At 60.6% G+C, this 15385-nt stretch carries 16 protein-coding genes and 3 tRNA genes; 10 read left to right on the forward strand and 9 right to left on the reverse strand.

Annotation, left to right across the window (positions count from 1 at the left end):
- Positions 1-11: 11 nt before the first annotated feature.
- Positions 12-356, forward strand: coding sequence for a DUF4156 domain-containing protein (locus tag ACJ8HN_RS13835; RefSeq protein ID WP_025305007.1), 345 nt, complete (start codon positions 12-14; stop codon positions 354-356).
- An 82-nt stretch (positions 357-438) separates the two neighbouring features.
- Here ACJ8HN_RS13835 and epmB read toward each other — a convergent pair whose 3' ends face one another.
- Complete coding sequence (gene epmB, locus ACJ8HN_RS13840) at positions 439-1467, reverse strand: EF-P beta-lysylation protein EpmB (RefSeq protein ID WP_033636765.1); 1029 nt, start codon at positions 1465-1467, stop codon at positions 439-441.
- A gap of 42 nt (positions 1468-1509) precedes the next feature.
- On the opposite strand from epmB, the gene efp reads away from it, so the two are divergent.
- The 4 genes from efp (at position 1510) to sugE (ending at position 3042) form a co-directional block, all read left to right on the forward strand.
- Complete coding sequence (gene efp / locus ACJ8HN_RS13845; protein ID WP_004929666.1) at positions 1510-2076, forward strand: elongation factor P; 567 nt, start codon at positions 1510-1512, stop codon at positions 2074-2076.
- 71 nt (positions 2077-2147) lie between these two features.
- Entirely contained in the window at positions 2148-2279 is a 132-nt protein-coding gene (locus ACJ8HN_RS13850) for an entericidin A/B family lipoprotein (RefSeq protein ID WP_019453400.1), read from the forward strand.
- Positions 2280-2400: 121 nt separating this feature from the next.
- Positions 2401-2532 (forward strand): entericidin A/B family lipoprotein, encoded by a 132-nt coding sequence (locus ACJ8HN_RS13855; protein WP_033636766.1) that lies wholly within the window; start codon positions 2401-2403, stop codon positions 2530-2532.
- A gap of 192 nt (positions 2533-2724) precedes the next feature.
- Positions 2725-3042 carry a quaternary ammonium compound efflux SMR transporter SugE gene (gene sugE / locus ACJ8HN_RS13860; RefSeq protein WP_004929669.1) on the forward strand — a complete coding sequence of 106 codons (318 nt, stop codon included), beginning with the start codon at positions 2725-2727 and terminating at the stop codon, positions 3040-3042.
- Here sugE and blc read toward each other — a convergent pair.
- The 5 genes from blc to frdA all read right to left on the reverse strand — a co-directional run bounded on the left by blc (position 3036) and on the right by frdA (position 6956).
- A complete protein-coding gene (gene blc, locus ACJ8HN_RS13865) occupies positions 3036-3569 on the reverse strand; it encodes an outer membrane lipoprotein Blc (RefSeq protein ID WP_033648715.1) in 534 nt (177 codons plus the stop codon). The two genes, sugE and blc, sit on opposite strands and share 7 nt — an antisense overlap.
- A gap of 84 nt (positions 3570-3653) precedes the next feature.
- Entirely contained in the window at positions 3654-4013 is a 360-nt protein-coding gene (gene frdD / locus ACJ8HN_RS13870; protein ID WP_342125129.1) for a fumarate reductase subunit FrdD, read from the reverse strand.
- Positions 4014-4025: 12 nt separating this feature from the next.
- A complete protein-coding gene (gene frdC / locus ACJ8HN_RS13875) occupies positions 4026-4418 on the reverse strand; it encodes a fumarate reductase subunit FrdC (RefSeq protein ID WP_004929673.1) in 393 nt (130 codons plus the stop codon).
- Positions 4419-4432: 14 nt separating this feature from the next.
- Positions 4433-5167: a succinate dehydrogenase/fumarate reductase iron-sulfur subunit gene (locus ACJ8HN_RS13880; protein WP_033648713.1), complete on the reverse strand. Its 735-nt coding sequence runs from the start codon at positions 5165-5167 to the stop codon at positions 4433-4435.
- Positions 5160-6956 carry a fumarate reductase (quinol) flavoprotein subunit gene (gene frdA, locus ACJ8HN_RS13885; protein WP_033638926.1) on the reverse strand — a complete coding sequence of 599 codons (1797 nt, stop codon included), beginning with the start codon at positions 6954-6956 and terminating at the stop codon, positions 5160-5162. The genes ACJ8HN_RS13880 and frdA overlap by 8 nt, the downstream gene beginning before the upstream one ends.
- A gap of 385 nt (positions 6957-7341) precedes the next feature.
- On the opposite strand from frdA, the gene epmA reads away from it, so the two are divergent.
- Positions 7342-8319 (forward strand): elongation factor P--(R)-beta-lysine ligase, encoded by a 978-nt coding sequence (epmA, locus tag ACJ8HN_RS13890; RefSeq protein WP_004929681.1) that lies wholly within the window; start codon positions 7342-7344, stop codon positions 8317-8319.
- 67 nt (positions 8320-8386) lie between these two features.
- Here the strand turns inward: epmA and mscM are convergent, their stop codons facing one another.
- From mscM to rsgA, 3 genes are all read right to left on the reverse strand, one after another.
- Positions 8387-11734, reverse strand: coding sequence for a miniconductance mechanosensitive channel MscM (mscM, locus tag ACJ8HN_RS13895; RefSeq protein WP_033648710.1), 3348 nt, complete (start codon positions 11732-11734; stop codon positions 8387-8389).
- A 13-nt stretch (positions 11735-11747) separates the two neighbouring features.
- Positions 11748-12641 (reverse strand): archaetidylserine decarboxylase, encoded by an 894-nt coding sequence (asd, locus tag ACJ8HN_RS13900; RefSeq protein WP_033636775.1) that lies wholly within the window; start codon positions 12639-12641, stop codon positions 11748-11750.
- Positions 12642-12717: 76 nt separating this feature from the next.
- Positions 12718-13767 (reverse strand): small ribosomal subunit biogenesis GTPase RsgA, encoded by a 1050-nt coding sequence (gene rsgA / locus ACJ8HN_RS13905; RefSeq protein WP_033638924.1) that lies wholly within the window; start codon positions 13765-13767, stop codon positions 12718-12720.
- A gap of 240 nt (positions 13768-14007) precedes the next feature.
- On the opposite strand from rsgA, the gene orn reads away from it, so the two are divergent.
- From orn to ACJ8HN_RS13925, 4 genes are all read left to right on the forward strand, one after another.
- Positions 14008-14553: an oligoribonuclease gene (gene orn / locus ACJ8HN_RS13910; RefSeq protein WP_033636776.1), complete on the forward strand. Its 546-nt coding sequence runs from the start codon at positions 14008-14010 to the stop codon at positions 14551-14553.
- Positions 14554-14744: 191 nt separating this feature from the next.
- Positions 14745-14820: transfer RNA gene (locus tag ACJ8HN_RS13915), tRNA-Gly, on the forward strand.
- A gap of 66 nt (positions 14821-14886) precedes the next feature.
- Positions 14887-14962 (forward strand) — tRNA-Gly (locus tag ACJ8HN_RS13920).
- 54 nt (positions 14963-15016) lie between these two features.
- Positions 15017-15092 (forward strand) — tRNA-Gly (locus tag ACJ8HN_RS13925).
- Positions 15093-15385: the final 293 nt, after the last annotated feature.

A 15385-nucleotide genomic window follows, 5' to 3' on the forward strand; every position in this document is an offset into this window, starting at 1 on the left:
TGGGGAACAAGATGCGGATTAAAGCCTTACTGGGTCTCTCGGCAGCGATGCTGCTGGCGGGTTGCAGCACCACTCATGAACTGACCGCTGCGGGTCAGCAGATCAAGTTCACCGACAGCAAGCCGGCGGCGGAATGCCAGCTGCTGGGGGAAGTGACCGGCACCCAGAGCAACTGGCTGTCCGGCAACGGCGGTGAAGGCAGCTCCATGCGTGGGGCGGCCAACGATCTGCGCAACAAGGCGGCGGCCATGGGCGGCAACGTGATCTACGGCGCCAACAGCCCGAGCCAGAACCTGCTCTCCAGCTTCGCACCGCTGGACAGCAAAATGGTCGGCCAGGTTTACAAGTGCCCGTAAGGCGCTGAGGCCGCAACCGCAAAGAGGTAAAAAAAGAGGAATGCCACGGCATTCCTCTTTTCGTTGGGGCATTTGGCGCACGTTACTCCTGCATCAGGCGCAGATCGATCGGCGTTTTGCTCGGTTCGCCGCCCACTTCGCGCGTCAGGCGCGGCACCAGATAACCGGACACCTTGCTCAGCAGCGCCTGCATGATGGCGCGCGCTTCATCGTCGCTGACCATGAAGTGCGCCGCGCCCTGCACCTTGTCCAGCACGTGGATGTAGTAAGGCAGGATACCGGCGTCGAACAGCGCGTTGCTGAGCGCCGCCAGCGTGTCGGCATCGTCGTTGACGTCGCGCAGCAGTACGCTCTGGTTGAGCAGCGTGACGCCGGCGAGGCGCAGCTGCGCCATGGCGCTCTGCAGATCGCGGTCAATTTCGTTGGCGTGGTTGATGTGGGTGACCATCAGCACCTGCAGGCGCGAGGCCGACAGCAGGCGGCACAGCGCCGGCGTGATGCGCGCCGGGATCACCACCGGCAGACGGGTGTGAATGCGCAGGCGTTTCAGGTGCGGGATGGCCTCCAGCTCGCCGACCAGCCACTCCAGCTCGCTGTCCTTGGCCATCAGCGGATCGCCGCCGGAAAAAATGATCTCGTCCAGTTCCGGGTGTTGGCGGATATAATCCAGCGCCTGCCGCCAGTTGTTCTTGTTGCCCTGATTATCCTGATAGGGGAAGTGGCGGCGGAAGCAGTAACGGCAGTTGACCGCACAGCCGCCCTTGACCAGCAGCAGCGCGCGATTGCGGTATTTGTGCAGCAGGCCCGGCACCACGCTGCGCTGCTCATCGAGCGGATCGGTGGTGAACCCTGGGGCGTTGATGAACTCCTCTCTGGCGGTCAGCACCTGGCGCAGCAGCGGGTCGTTGGCATCCCCGGGGCGCATGCGTGCGGCGAAGGCGCGCGGCACGCGCAGGGCGAACAGCCGGCGGGCATCGCGCCCCTGCGGCAGTTCCGGGTGCGTATTCAGTGACAAAAGCTGCAGTAATTCATCTGGATCGGTAATAACATCGGCGAGTTGATGCAACCAATCTTCTCTATGTGCCGTACTTTGGGTTATAATGTGTGCCATTTTTTTGGCTAAGCTACCAGTTCAAATATTCAGAGGGCCATCATGGCGACTTATTCTAGCAACGATTTCCGTCCGGGTCTTAAAATCATGTTCGAGGGCGAACCTTACGCCGTCGAAGCCAGTGAGTTCGTTAAGCCGGGCAAAGGCCAGGCGTTTGCACGCGTGAAAATGCGTCGTCTGCTGACCGGCACCCGCGTGGAAAAAACCTTCAAGTCTACCGATTCTTGCGAAGGCGCAGACGTGATGGACACCAACATGAACTACCTGTACAGCGACGGTGAGTTCTACCACTTCATGCACCCTGAGTCTTTCGAACAGCATCAGGTTGACGGCAAAACCGTCGGCGACGCGGCCAAATGGCTGCAGGATAACGCAGAGTGCATCATCACCCTGTGGGATGGCCGTCCAATCGCCGTTCAGCCGCCGAACTTCATTGAAGCGGAAATCACCGATACCGATCCTGGCCTGAAAGGCGATACCGCAGGGACTGGCGGCAAGCCGGCTACCCTGAGCACCGGCGCCGTGGTTAAAGTGCCGTTGTTCGTCCAAATCGGCGAAGTGATCAAAGTTGACACTCGCTCTGGCGAATACGTCTCTCGCGTTAAATAAGTTTCAAAGCAGAGGAACCCCCCGCGGTTCCTCTGTTTTATCCCATCCCCGTTCGTTGGCAGAAAACCCGCATGTTCAAGAAAACGTTGTTGGCCGTGCTCTCCCTGTTGTTCCTTTTCTCCCTTAGCGGTTGCAATACGTTTCGCGGTTTCGGCGAAGACGTGCAGCATCTCGGCGGCGCCATTTCGCGCACGGCCAGTTGATCCCGCCCTTTAACCCGATGTATTTGCGCCACAAAGCCGGTGGTGATTCCACTCCCTGCGCCAATTTTGACTAAGCTTAGAAAGCCGTACTTTTTCATCAACGACAAATAAGGACTTTCTTATGCTGAAGAAAAGTATTATCGCGATCTTCTCTTTGATGATTTTGACCTCGTTGACCGCCTGTAATACCACCCGCGGCGTGGGTGAGGACATTCAGGCCGGCGGCAAGGCCATTCAGCGCAGCGCGGAATAATCCGTTCTCCACCCGGCGGCGTTCCGCGTGCGGAGGGCCGCCGCATTTCCTCCTCTTGCCTGAGCGTTAACGCTGCTGCTATCCTGCCGCAGTGCGGGTGAGGTTATCCGCCGTTCTTCACCCCGCTGAACGGGACGACCCGTTTACGCGTCATTATATCGGGGACGACCCCAGTGGAAGGGAGGCCGTCTCATGGCCTGGATTATTCTGCTTATCGCCGGTTTGCTTGAAGTGGTTTGGGCTATCGGTCTGAAATACACCCACGGTTTTACCCGGCTGACGCCGAGCATCATCACCATCGCCGCGATGGTGGTCAGCATGTTGTTGTTGGCCAACGCGATGAAAACGCTGCCCGCCGGCACCGCTTATGCGGTGTGGACCGGCATCGGCGCGGTGGGCGCGGCCATCATGGGCATGGTGCTGTTGGGCGAGTCGACCAATATCGCGCGTATCATCAGCCTGTGCCTGATCGTGGTCGGCATCCTCGGGCTGAAGTTCAGCAGTCACTGATCGGCGGGCTGCTCCACCCAGATCAGCGCATCGGTGGCGAAACCGTAGCCTTTGGCCGTCTGCAATAAGCTGTCGCGTACGCCGGCGTCAAGCGTCGGGGTGCGCGACAGGATCCACAGATAGTCGCGGTTAGGGCCGCAAACCAGCGCGTAGCGATACTCCGGATCCAGGGCTATCACGTTATAGCCGCCGTAGAAGGGGCCGAAGAACGACACTTTCAGCGCCGCGACCTGCGGTGAACCGATAAAGTAGGCTTTGCCTTCGCTTTCTTGCCATTGCTGTTTCTGCGGATTGAAGCCGCGATTGATGACTTTCAGCCCGCCGTCGGCGCGTGGGCTGTAGTGGGCGGTCACCCGCTGCAAGCCGCGTTCAAAACGATGATCCAGACGCGCGATTTCGTACCAGGTGCCGAGATAGCGCTGACTGTCGAAAGGGGTCACGACCTTGATGTCTTTGGGCGGGGAGACGCTGCAAGCGACGGAGAGCAGGGCGGAAAGCATGACGCTAAGCTTTGACCATAAACGCATCGGTGACTCCTGTTTACCGGGGGCGAGTAGACAGTGTAGCCGATGAGCAAAGGGCGGCCAACGGGCGTTGGCCGCCTGAGCGGTTTACAGGGTGACGACGCCGATAACGGTGACCACGCTGAGGATCGCCGCCAGACCGTAGAACACCCATTTGCCGGCCGGTACGTGGATCTTCAGATCGTGCATCGCATGGTGGATGCGGTGCAGGCCGCACCACAGTGGCAGAATGATCATCAGCAGCAGGAACAGGCGGCCGATCAGGCTCTGGCAGAACGCCAGTACGCGCTCGTAACCCAGTGCTTCACCGGGGAACAGCCCCAGCGGCAGCAGAATGCCGACCAGCAGCACGATGGCCGGCGCGACGATCGCGCTCCACATGCCGCCGGCGCCGAACAATCCCCAGAAAACCGGCTCGTCGGAGCGTTTAGGTGATTGATTTATCATGTTTCCTCCGGATTAGATCAGGGCCACGGCCAGGATGACCACGCTGACGACAATGGTGACGGCCCACAGCCCTTTCACGATGGGGCCCGGTCCCATTTTCTCGCTGTTGACCACGATATTGGCGGCCTTCGGCGCCAAATCGAACCAGGTTTTGGTGTGCAGCGCCGCCGCCAGCAGGGCGACGACGTTGATCAACAGCACCAGCGGGTTCTGCAAGAAGCCGACGAAGCCGGCCCAGCTCTCGGCGCCGCCCTTCAGCGCGAACACGCCGTAGAGCAGCACGATGCTGAACCAGACCGCCAGCACCGAGGTGCCTTCGCGCAGCATGTAGAAACGGTAAAAGCCGAGCTTTTGCCACCAGGTGGGCGTCATGGTGCGCACATAGGGCTTACGTTGAGTTGTCATGGCAATTTTCTCCCTTATTGCGGCTTCAGCATGGCGATCATGAAGTCTTTGGCGCTCTCCACCTTGCCCTGCTGGATGGCGGCGGCGGGATCGACGTGTTTCGGACAGACTTCGGAGCAATAGCCGACGAAGGTGCAGCTCCAGACGCCGTTTTGGCCGTTAAGCTGCGGCATACGCTGTTTCTTGCCGTGGTCGCGGTTGTCCAGGTTGTAGCGGTGCGCCAGCGTGATCGCCGCCGGGCCGATAAACTCGGGGTTGAGGCCGAACTGCGGGCACGCGGCGTAGCACAGGCCGCAGTTGATGCAGCCGGAGAACTGGTGATATTTGGCCATCTGCGCCGGGGTCTGCACGTTCGGGCCGTCTTCCGGCTTGCGATCGTTGCCGATGATGTAAGGCTTGATCGCCTCCAGGCTTTCGATGAAGTGGGTCATGTCGACCACCAGATCGCGCTCGATCGGGAAGTTGCCCAGCGCTTCGACCTTCATGCCGCCGACGTAATCGCGCAGGAAGGTTTTGCACGCCAGCTTCGGCACGCGGTTGACCATCATGCCGCAGGAGCCGCAGATCGCCATGCGGCAGGACCAGCGGTAGGAGAGATCCGGCGCCAGGTTATCCTTGATGTAGCCCAGCGCGTCGAGCAGCGAGGTCTGTTCGTCGTAAGGCACGGCGTAGGTGACGAAATGCGGCTCGGCGTCGCTTTCCGGGTTATAGCGCATGACTTCGATCTTCAGGGTTTGCATCTCAGCCATTTGCCTGCTCCTTATTCTTTTTCTCCTGCGCTTCGGCTTCTGCGCCGTAGACGCGTTTGGCCGGCGGCAGCTTGGTGATTTTCACGTCGCTGTATTCGAGACGCGGCGCGCCCTGCGGGTTATGGAACGCCAGCGTATGCTTGAGGAAGTTGACGTCGTCGCGCTCGGTGCAGCCTTCGTCCAGGCGCTGGTGAGCGCCGCGCGACTCTTTGCGGTTAAACGCGGAGTGCGCCATGCATTCGGCGACGTCCAGGCCGTAGCCCAGCTCGATGGTGTACAGCAGATCGGTGTTGAACACGCTGGAGTTGTCGGTGATGTTGACGCGCTTGAAGCGCTCTTTCAGCTCCGCCAGCTTATCGATGGTTTTTTGCATCAGCTCCGGCGTGCGGTAGATGCCGCAGCCCTCTTCCATCGACAGCCCCATTTCGTCGCGGATCTTCGCCCAGTTTTCGTTGCCTTCCTGCTTCATCAGGTTGCTCAGGCGGGTTTCGACATCGCGGGTTTGCGCATCCAGCGCGCTGCCGTTGGCCGGCGCGGTTTCCAGCGCGCGACGCGCCGCGTGCTCACCGGCGACGCGGCCGAACACCACCAGTTCTGCCAGCGAGTTGGAGCCGAGACGGTTGGCGCCGTGCAGGCCGACGGAGGAGCATTCGCCGACCGCGAACAGCCCCTTGATGCGGGTTTCGCAATTCTGATCGGTTTCAATGCCGCCCATGGTGTAGTGCGCGGTAGGGCGCACCGGGATCGGATCTTTCACCGGATCGACGCCGACGTAGGCCTTGGCCAGTTCGCAGATGAACGGCAGCCGCTCCAGCAGCTTTTTCTCGCCCAGGTGGCGCAGATCGAGGTAGACCACGTCGCCGCGCGGGGTGGCGATGGTGCGGCCGGCGCGCCATTCGTGCCAGAAGGCCTGGGACACCTTGTCGCGCGGGCCCAGCTCCATGTATTTGTTCTTCGGCTCGCCCAGCGGGGTTTCCGGGCCCATGCCATAATCTTGCAGGTAACGGTAGCCGTCCTTGTTCACCAGGATGCCGCCTTCGCCGCGGCAGCCCTCGGTCATCAGGATGCCGGAACCGGGCAGGCCGGTCGGGTGATACTGCACGAACTCCATGTCGCGCAGCGGCACGCCGTGGTGGAACGCCATGCCCATGCCGTCGCCGGTAACGATGCCGCCGTTGGTGTTGTAGCGGTAGACGCGCCCGGCGCCGCCGGTGGCCATCACCACCGCGTTGGCGCGGATCTGCACGCGGGTGCCTTCCATCATGTTGAGCGCCACCAGGCCGCGCGCCTGGCCGTCGTCCACCAGGATATCCAGCACGAAGTGCTCGTCGAAGCGTTGAATTTGCGGGTATTTCAGCGAAGTCTGGAACAGAGTGTGCAGCATGTGGAAGCCGGTCTTGTCGGCGGCGAACCAGGTGCGTTCGATCTTCATGCCGCCGAAGCGCCGCACGTTGACCGACCCGTCCGGTTTGCGGCTCCACGGGCAGCCCCACTGCTCGAGCTGGGTCATCTCGCGCGGGCACTGATGCACGAAGTGATCGACCACGTCCTGCTCGCACAGCCAGTCGCCGCCGGCGACGGTGTCGTGGAAGTGGTAGTCGAAGGTATCGTGATCCTGGGTGACGGCGGCGGAGCCCCCCTCGGCGGCGACCGTATGGCTGCGCATCGGGTAGACCTTAGAGATCAGCGCGATTTTCAGTTGGGGATTGGCTTCCGCTGCGGCTATTGCTGCACGTAAACCAGCGCCCCCGGCCCCAATAATGGCAAGATCGGCGTTAAAGGTTTGCACTGCATTCCTCCAATGTTCTTGTTAAGAACGGCAAGTTAAATATCTATGCTTAAAATTTAGCGAGCTCTTCGGGTGCTAACTAATTGAACCGATTAATGTTGCTTAAAGGTTAAGGATAGATATCTCCCACCAATAATGGGGAATTAACTATACCTAAAGTTAAGTAGTCGAAATTTGATGTGATCGATTGTTTTGTCGATTAACGCTCGACCAACAGGCTTGCCTGCCTTTTCGCGTGTTCGGCGTGCTTTACCCTTTTTAACGCGCTTTTGTCGCCTATTTATCGGAAATTGGCGTTATGGCCGGTTGTGCATCGTGAAGAATTTGTTTGGCTGCAAGGATGCGAGTAGACTGCATCCCCTGTTTGATTTCGGAGTTAATTACCATGAGCGAAACGGCAAGCTGGCAGCCTAGTGCACCCATCGCCAATTTGTTGAAACGCGCAGCGATTCTGGCTGAGATCCGGCGTTTCTTCGCCGATCGTGGCGTGCTGGAAGTTGAGACGCCCACCATGAGCCAGGCGACGGTCACCGACGTTCACCTGTTCCCGTTCGAGACGCGTTTCGTCGGGCCGGGGGCGGCAGAGGGCCTGACGCTATACATGATGACCAGCCCGGAATATCACATGAAGCGCCTGCTGGCGGCGGGCAGCGGCCCGATCTACCAAATGGGGCGCAGCTTCCGCAATGAAGAAGCCGGGCGGCATCACAACCCGGAATTCACCATGCTGGAGTGGTACCGTCCGCACTACGACATGTACCGCCTGATGAACGAGGTGGACGATTTGCTGCAACAGGTGCTGGACTGCGAGAGCGCGGAGACCCTGTCTTATCAGCAGGCCTTCCTGCGCCATCTGGACATCGATCCGCTGTCGGCGGAGAAGGCGCAGCTGCGCGAAGCGGCGGCCAAACTCGACTTGAGCAACATCGCCGATACCGAAGAAGATCGCGATACGCTGCTGCAGCTGCTGTTCACCGTGGGCGTGGAGCCGCATATCGGCCGTGAAAAGCCGGCGTTCGTTTACCACTTCCCGGCCAGCCAGGCGGCGTTGGCGGAGATCAGCACCGAAGACCACCGAGTGGCGGAGCGTTTCGAGGTGTACTTCAAGGGCATTGAGCTGGCGAACGGTTTCCGCGAGCTGACCGACGGCCGTGAACAGCAGCAGCGCTTCGAGCAGGACAATCGCAAACGCGCGGAGCGCGGCCTGCCGCAGCAGCCGATCGACTACAACCTGCTGGCGGCGTTGCAGCACGGCATGCCGGAATGTTCCGGCGTGGCGCTGGGCGTGGATCGCCTGGTGATGCTGGCGCTGGGCGCCGAGAGCCTGAGCGACGTGTTGGCTTTCCCGGTTGGGATCGCCTGACGTTTCAGGCGCAGAGAAAAGCAAAAGGGTCGGCATTTGCCGGCCCTTTTTTTATCGCGAGAACCGCTTACAGCCCCCCGGCGTCGCGCTTGGTGTTCGGCGCCGGCGTGGACGGCGGCGTACGGCCGTTGTTGGTCAGCCGCGACAGCGTCTCGGTGCGCACCTGGAACGGCGGGTACGGCAGCGTGATGCCGTGCTCGCGGTAGCCCGCTAGGATCAGCTGGTGGATCTCGTGGCGCAGCGGCATGCGGTGGCCCATCTCGGCGGCGTAAATACGCATCTCGAAGATCTGAATGCCCTGTTGCAAATCGACCAGGTAGACTTCCGGCACCGGATTGTCCAGCACCAGCGAACAGCGCTCGGCGGCGTTCATCAGGATTTTGGTCACCTCTTCGCTATTGGCCTCGCCCGGGGCCGGCACGGTCAGCACCACGCGGGTGATGGCGTCCGAGAGCGACCAGTTGACGAACTGCTCGGTGATGAACGCCTTGTTCGGCACGATGATCTCTTTGCGGTCCCAATCGGCGATGGTGGTCGCGCGGGTATTGATCTTGGTTATCGTGCCGGTCAGGTTGCGGATCGTTACGGTATCGCCGATGCGGATCGGCTTCTCGAACAGGATGATCAGGCCGGAGATGAAGTTGGAGAAAATCTCCTGCATGCCAAAGCCGAGACCCACGCTGAGCGCGGTGACCACCCACTGCAGTTTCGACCATTCGATGCCGATCCAGGAAAAGCTGAGAATGGCGCCGAACAGCAACAGCAGGTATTTGGTGATGGTGGTGATGGCGTAACCGGTGCCCGGCGACAGATCCAGGTGCTGCAGCACCGCCAGTTCCAGCAGCGCCGGCAGGTTGCGCACCAGCTGCATGGTGATGATCAATACCAGAATGGCGATCAGCACTGCGCCGAGGGTGATCGGGTGGGCGGTTTCCACGCCGTTAACCGTCGAGGTCACGTCCCACAGCGAGATATTTTCCAGGAAGCTGAAGGCGGAGTGGATCTCCGACCACAAAACGATCACCGACACCAGCGCGATCAGCGTCAGGATAGAACGCACCAGCCGCAGCGACTGGGCGCTGATGGTATCCAGGTCTATCTCTGAGTAGTCCATATCCACCGAACCTTCGGTGCTGTTCGGGGTATGCGAGGTTTCGTCTTCGCCGCGGGCGCGCTGGGCCAGAATGTCCGCGCGGCGCTGTTTGGCGCGGTCGAAGGCGATGCGTCGCCGTTGGATCAGCATCCAGCGGCGGATGATGTGGTAGACGACCAGCAGCAGGAACCAGATCGCCACCGAGGTTTCCAGGCGCGCCAGCAGCGCCTGCGCGGTGGTGAGATAACCGACGCTCGACGCCAGCGCCGCCAGCAGCGGTGCCGACAGCAGCAGCCCCCAGAAGGCGCTGTTGAGCATGTTGTCGCCGGAGCCGTTTTTATCCAGATACAGCGGGATGCCGGCGCGTTTGAGGCTGTGGGTGACCAGCGCCAGCGCCAGACACAGCAGAATGAAGCACAGCCGCCCCAGCGTGTTGGCGAACTCGCGCTCTTTCAGGCTATCGAAGGTGATCAGCGCCATGATCAGCGGCACGATCAGCCAGATCGACATCTTGTAGTAGCGCATGGCGCGCGAAACTTGCTTCGCCGGCCAGCGGAAGTGCACGATGAACAACCCTTGCGGGTGGGCGAAGGCGGCGCAGATCATGCAGATCCACAGGATCGGCAGCGTGGCGGTCACCCCTTTGCCGATCGCTTCCGCCACCGGGTAGTTCCAGGCGCTCTGCAGGCCGTAGCCGAGCGCGGCCCACAGCACCGGCAGCGGCATCGCCACCAGAATCGACCAGAACACGGTGCGCACCGTCAGGAAGAATTCGTCCTGCGTCACCTTGCCGACGCGGCTGCTGGCGCGCTCGAGGAAGGCGTGGTAGTGCTTGCGCGAACTGATGCTGAAAATCACCAGCAGCAGGGCGCCGAAGATCGGGATCAGCGTTTCGCGGCTGGTCACCATCATCATGAAGGCGCCGCCGAGCTGCGACAGCGTGTCCAGCGACAGAACGCGCGTCAGATCGTGCGCCACGTTGAGCGGATAAGAGAAGTTGATCGGATTGACGTCCGGCACCCAGAACAGATAGCGGTGGGTGGCGTCGCGAATTTCGTTCAACGCTTCGATCAACTGGGTGTTGGCCACCTTCAGCTTGGTCAGCTCGAGGATTTGGGTGTCGCAACCGGACAACAACGAGTTCAGTAGCTCGCGCTGGGTGCGCAGCTGGGCATCGACGATGCGCTGCTCCTGGTTGGTCAGCGCGCTGCCGTCGTCGCGTTTGAATTCGCGCTGCGACAGTTTTTCCAGCTGAGTTTCAAACTGCAGGCGCTGCACGCGCAGCTGGGCCATGTCGCCGTCCAGCTGTTGCGGCTTGGGCATTTCCGGCAGCGTCGCCACCTGGGCGCGCAGGGTTTCCCCCAGCGCCGACGACGAACCGAGCCACTGGGCCTGCTCGATGATGGTGCTCAGCGCCTGGCGCACCTGCAGCGTCTGCGCCGCCGCCTGCCGCTGCTGCGATGAAATCAGATCCATGCGCTGCGCCTGGCTGTTCAGCGCGGCGGACAGTTCGCGGTTGATCTGCAGCTGTTGGCTGATGCTTTTTGGCAAATCGCCGTTCTGCTCGGCCAACTGCTCGGTTTTTTCCAGCGCCTGTTCCGCTTCGCGTTGGCGCTGGGCGTTGAGGTTGTTGCGCAGCGCCTGCAGTTGAACGTCTATTTTCTCGTGGCGCTTTTTATAGACTTCGGCGCGCATGCGCGCCAGCTCCTGCCGGTTGTTGGCCGACAGCTGCGCCAGTTCCAGCTCATCCACTTTGGCCTTGCGCGCCGCGGCTTCGGTCTGCAGCAGGGCCAGGGCGGCCTGCGCGTACGGCGTGGTCGGGTTGGCGGGCTGCGCCTGCAGGCGGCGCTGCACTTCCGTCAGCGCACGGCGGGCGTCGGTCTGCTGCTGCGGCAGCTGGCCGAGCGAATCGCTGATTTCCCGCGTGCGATCCTGCTCTTGCTGCAGCAGGCGTGCCTGTTCCAGCAGCAGACTGCTGGTTTGCAGGATCTGCTGTTCCAACTCGGCGGCCGGCAGATCGTCGCCGTTCGGCAGGATCTTGTTGCTTTCCAGCACCAGTTGGCGGCGCAGTTCCTGCGTCATCTTCGGGAAATCGTCGATCACCCTCTGATACTGCTCGGAGCGAGTCTGCGACTCTTTACGCTCCGCCAGCCAGTTGAGGGCGCTTTGCAGCGCCTCGGTGGTCTCCGCCTGATTCGGCGCGTTTTTGCTGCTTTCCGCCTGCTTCAGCTCTTGCTTGAGCTGGGTCTCGGTCGGCAGGGGAGCGGCCAGCGCCGGTTGCCACAGCAGGCAACCGAGCAAAAGCGTGATGATCAGGCGCACGGCGTCGATTCCTTTAGAGCGGGGTCTGTGGTGTTTCAGCGGCGGCCGGGATTTCGGCGAACGCCTCACCCATGCGGGTGACGGTGCCGTTTTGCAGCTGCGGCGCGAGCTGCACGCTGCCTGCGGTAAACAGGTTGATCACCGTGGAGCCAAGCTTGAAGCGGCCCATCTCGGCGCCTTTTTCCAGCGCGATGGCGCCCTCTTCACCGGCGGCCGGGTAGGTCCAGCGTTTGATGATGCCTTCGCGCGGCGGTGTGACGGTGCCGGCCCAAACGGTTTCGATGCTGCCGACAATGGTGGCGCCGACCAGAATTTGCACCATCGGCCCGATGTCGGTGTCGAACACGCAGATCACGCGCTCGTTGCGCGCGAACAGGTTAGGCACGTTGGCGGCGGTGAGCGGGTTGACCGAGAACAGATCGCCCGGCACATAGATCATTTCGCGCAGCACGCCGGCGCATGGCATGTGCACGCGGTGGTAATCGCGCGGCGCCAGATAGGTCGTGGCGAACAGGCCGTTGCGGAACGGTTCGGCCAGCAGGTAGTTGCCGGCCAGCAGCGCTTCCAGGCTGTAGTGATGGCCTTTGGCCTGGAAGATTTGATCGTCGCGGATCGGGCCGAGCTGGCTGATGGCGCCATCGGCGGGCAGCGCCAGCCAGTTGGCGTCGGCGATGATTGGGCGTGCGCCATCGCGCAGCGGGCGCACGAAGAAGTCGTTGAAGGTGGCGTAAGACGCCAGATCCGGATTTTGCGCTTCCTGCATGTCCACGCGGTAGAAGCGGGCGAAGGCCTTGATCACCAGTTGGGTCAGCCAGCCGGCCCGTTTGTCGGCGCCCCAGCCCGCCAGGCGGGTCAGCGCCAGCTTCGGTAGCCAATATTGCAATTTAATCTTGATGCTATCCAGCACGTTAACCTCGTGAATCAGGGTAAAAGGCGCGCATTGTAACGAGGGCCTCGCCGTCGTCAATGCCCGCCCGTCAGTGTCAGTCTGCGGCGTCCGTGAAGTTCTTGCGAACCTTCACCTGCGCCATGCTTTCCAGAATGCGGTGATAGTTGTCGAAACGCTCTTCCGCGATATCGCCTTTCTCCATCGCCGCGCGGATGGCGCAGCCGGGATCGGTATCGTGGCGGCAGTCGCGGAATTTGCAACCGCCTAAATAATCACGGAATTCGACAAATCCGCGGGTGATTTGTTCCGGCTCCAGGTGCCACAGGCCAAACTCGCGCACCCCCGGGGAGTCGATCACGTCGCCGCCGTGCTGGAAATGGTACAGCCGCGCGGCGGTGGTGGTATGTTGCCCGAGGCCCGATACGTCGGAAACCTGATTTACCAGAATTTGCTCTTCGGACGGCGGCAGCAGCGCATTCAGCAGGCTGGATTTGCCGACGCCGGACTGGCCGGCGAAGATGCTGATGCGCCCGGCCAGCGCCTGTTCGAACTCCGCCATGCCTTCCCGCGTCTGGCTGGAGACTTCCAGCACCCGGTAGCCAATCTTGCGATAGATATCCATCATGCCGTCGACCAGCTTGCGCGCTTCGGCGTCCAGCAGGTCGATTTTGTTGAGCACGATCAGCGGCTCGACTTCGAGCGTTTCGCAGGCCACCAGATAGCGGTCGATGATGTTCAGCGACAGCTCGGGCAGGATCGCCGACACGATGACGATCTGATTGATATTGGCGGCGATCGGCTTCACGCCGTCGTAGAAGTCCGGGCGCGTCAGCACCGAGGTGCGTTCGTGCACCGCTTCCACGATGCCCTTCACCCCTTCATGGGCGCCCAGGCCGGGGCGCCACACCACGCGATCGCCGGTGACCAGCGAACGCAGCGTACGGCGGATATTGCAGCGGTGCTGAGTGCCATCCGGCGCCTCAACGTCGGCGTGCATGCCGAAACGGCTGATGACGACGCCTTCCTGCGGCTCGCCCAGTTGGGAATCATCCGGTTCCGGTTTGTTATCAGCGCGCTTCAGACGGCGCTGATGGTTCGCCTGCACGCGGCGTTGCTGACCTTTGGACAGTTTGTTCTTACTCACTGCGCCTCACTTGACTCGATTTTATACCTTTACACGTACGGCGGCGGTTGGGGCCTTCCCCGGCCGCAGCCTTGAACCCGTCGGGGTATATGTCGCCCAGGGCGACCAAAAAGACTATGATACACGCTATTTTATATTAAATAACCGTTGTTAGCCGTCGGCTGCGGCGCGTCGCCACCGGCGGCGCCCGCCGTCTCGTCCGCACAGCGTTTTTCTCTCGGCTTTTAGGCAGGAAACATCATGACAGGAAACGAAAATAACCTGATTTGGATCGATTTGGAGATGACCGGGCTGGATCCCGAGCGTGACCGCATCATCGAGATCGCCACGCTGGTCACCGACGCCAACCTGAACATCCTGGCGGAAGGGCCGGTGATCGCCGTGCATCAGTCCGACGAACAGTTGGCGCTGATGGACGAGTGGAACGTGCGCACCCATACCGGCAGCGGGCTGGTGGAGCGGGTGAAAGCCAGCCGCCAGGACGATCGCGCCGCCGAGCTGGAAACGATAGCCTTCCTGCAGCAGTGGGTGCCGGCCGGCAAATCGCCGATCTGCGGCAACAGCGTGGGCCAGGATCGCCGTTTCCTGTTCCGCTATATGCCGGAGCTGGAGGCCTACTTCCATTACCGCTACCTGGACGTCAGCACGCTGAAGGAGCTGGCGCGCCGCTGGAAGCCGGAAATTCTCGCCGGCTTTAAAAAGCAGGGCACCCATCAGGCGCTGGACGACATTCGTGAATCGGTGGCCGAACTGGCGTATTACCGCGAACATTTCATCCAGCTCTAAGGTGCGAGGGCCTCTGCGGGGAAAAAACGCCGGTTTTAGCCGCTTAATTCGCCAATCTGGCGCTTTAATCGGCAATCAAACAAAAATCGCGTTTTTTTGCTTTCAGGGGCTTGCGGCAAAAAGGATTTCTCGTATAATGCGCACCCCGTACCGATGAAGAATTTCGTAACGTTCCACCATCGATACGCCGGGCGGGAATAGCTCAGTTGGTAGAGCACGACCTTGCCAAGGTCGGGGTCGCGAGTTCGAGTCTCGTTTCCCGCTCCAAATTCAACAATGTCGCGATGCGGCATGATGAATAAATAAAGCAGTATCAAGCAGTACCTATGCGACGCGGGAATAGCTCAGTTGGTAGAGCGCAACCTTGCCAAGGTTGAGGTCGCGAGTTCGAGCCTCGTTTCCCGCTCCAAAAATTCAAAGGTCACGCCAGTGTTTGGTGGCCGGATGCCAAAAGCATCTCAATGCGGGAATAGCTCAGTTGGTAGAGCACGACCTTGCCAAGGTCGGGGTCGCGAGTTCGAGTCTCGTTTCCCGCTCCAATTTTCTCTTCGTTTCAAACTCAAATCCAACGCCTTATCCGGCGCGGGTTTTTGTCCCGTTTTACACGCCTGGTAAAAATGTTGTGAACAGAGTTATCCACAGCCTCTGCACATAAACTCGCCTGCCTGAAAAATCAACGTCATACAAATTAAATATTTATCTATTTGATTTATAAGTTTATTTATTTATCCCAAAACGTTATGCCGATCACTTGCTCTTTTTGTTGCAGTTGAAAGACAACGTGTTTTTATTTTTATGCACAAATCCACAGAGTGAGTCTTCCGGCGCTACG

Origin of the sequence: Serratia sp. CY29653, assembly GCF_052169255.1 — a bacterium.
GTDB classification, from domain to species: domain Bacteria; phylum Pseudomonadota; class Gammaproteobacteria; order Enterobacterales; family Enterobacteriaceae; genus Serratia; species Serratia sarumanii.

Excerpts from the sequence above, each read along its gene's own strand:
- ACJ8HN_RS13835 (WP_025305007.1), top strand. The coding sequence starts at position 12 with ATGCGGATTAAAGCCTTACTGGGTCTCTCGGCAGCGATGCTGCTGGCG.
- epmB (WP_033636765.1), bottom strand. The coding sequence starts at position 1,467 with ATGGCACACATTATAACCCAAAGTACGGCACATAGAGAAGATTGGTTG.
- efp (WP_004929666.1), top strand. The coding sequence starts at position 1,510 with ATGGCGACTTATTCTAGCAACGATTTCCGTCCGGGTCTTAAAATCATG.
- ACJ8HN_RS13850 (WP_019453400.1), top strand. The coding sequence starts at position 2,148 with ATGTTCAAGAAAACGTTGTTGGCCGTGCTCTCCCTGTTGTTCCTTTTC.
- ACJ8HN_RS13855 (WP_033636766.1), top strand. The coding sequence starts at position 2,401 with ATGCTGAAGAAAAGTATTATCGCGATCTTCTCTTTGATGATTTTGACC.
- sugE (WP_004929669.1), top strand. The coding sequence starts at position 2,725 with ATGGCCTGGATTATTCTGCTTATCGCCGGTTTGCTTGAAGTGGTTTGG.
- blc (WP_033648715.1), bottom strand. The coding sequence starts at position 3,569 with ATGCGTTTATGGTCAAAGCTTAGCGTCATGCTTTCCGCCCTGCTCTCC.
- frdD (WP_342125129.1), bottom strand. The coding sequence starts at position 4,013 with ATGATAAATCAATCACCTAAACGCTCCGACGAGCCGGTTTTCTGGGGA.
- frdC (WP_004929673.1), bottom strand. The coding sequence starts at position 4,418 with ATGACAACTCAACGTAAGCCCTATGTGCGCACCATGACGCCCACCTGG.
- ACJ8HN_RS13880 (WP_033648713.1), bottom strand. The coding sequence starts at position 5,167 with ATGGCTGAGATGCAAACCCTGAAGATCGAAGTCATGCGCTATAACCCG.
- epmA (WP_004929681.1), top strand. The coding sequence starts at position 7,342 with ATGAGCGAAACGGCAAGCTGGCAGCCTAGTGCACCCATCGCCAATTTG.
- orn (WP_033636776.1), top strand. The coding sequence starts at position 14,008 with ATGACAGGAAACGAAAATAACCTGATTTGGATCGATTTGGAGATGACC.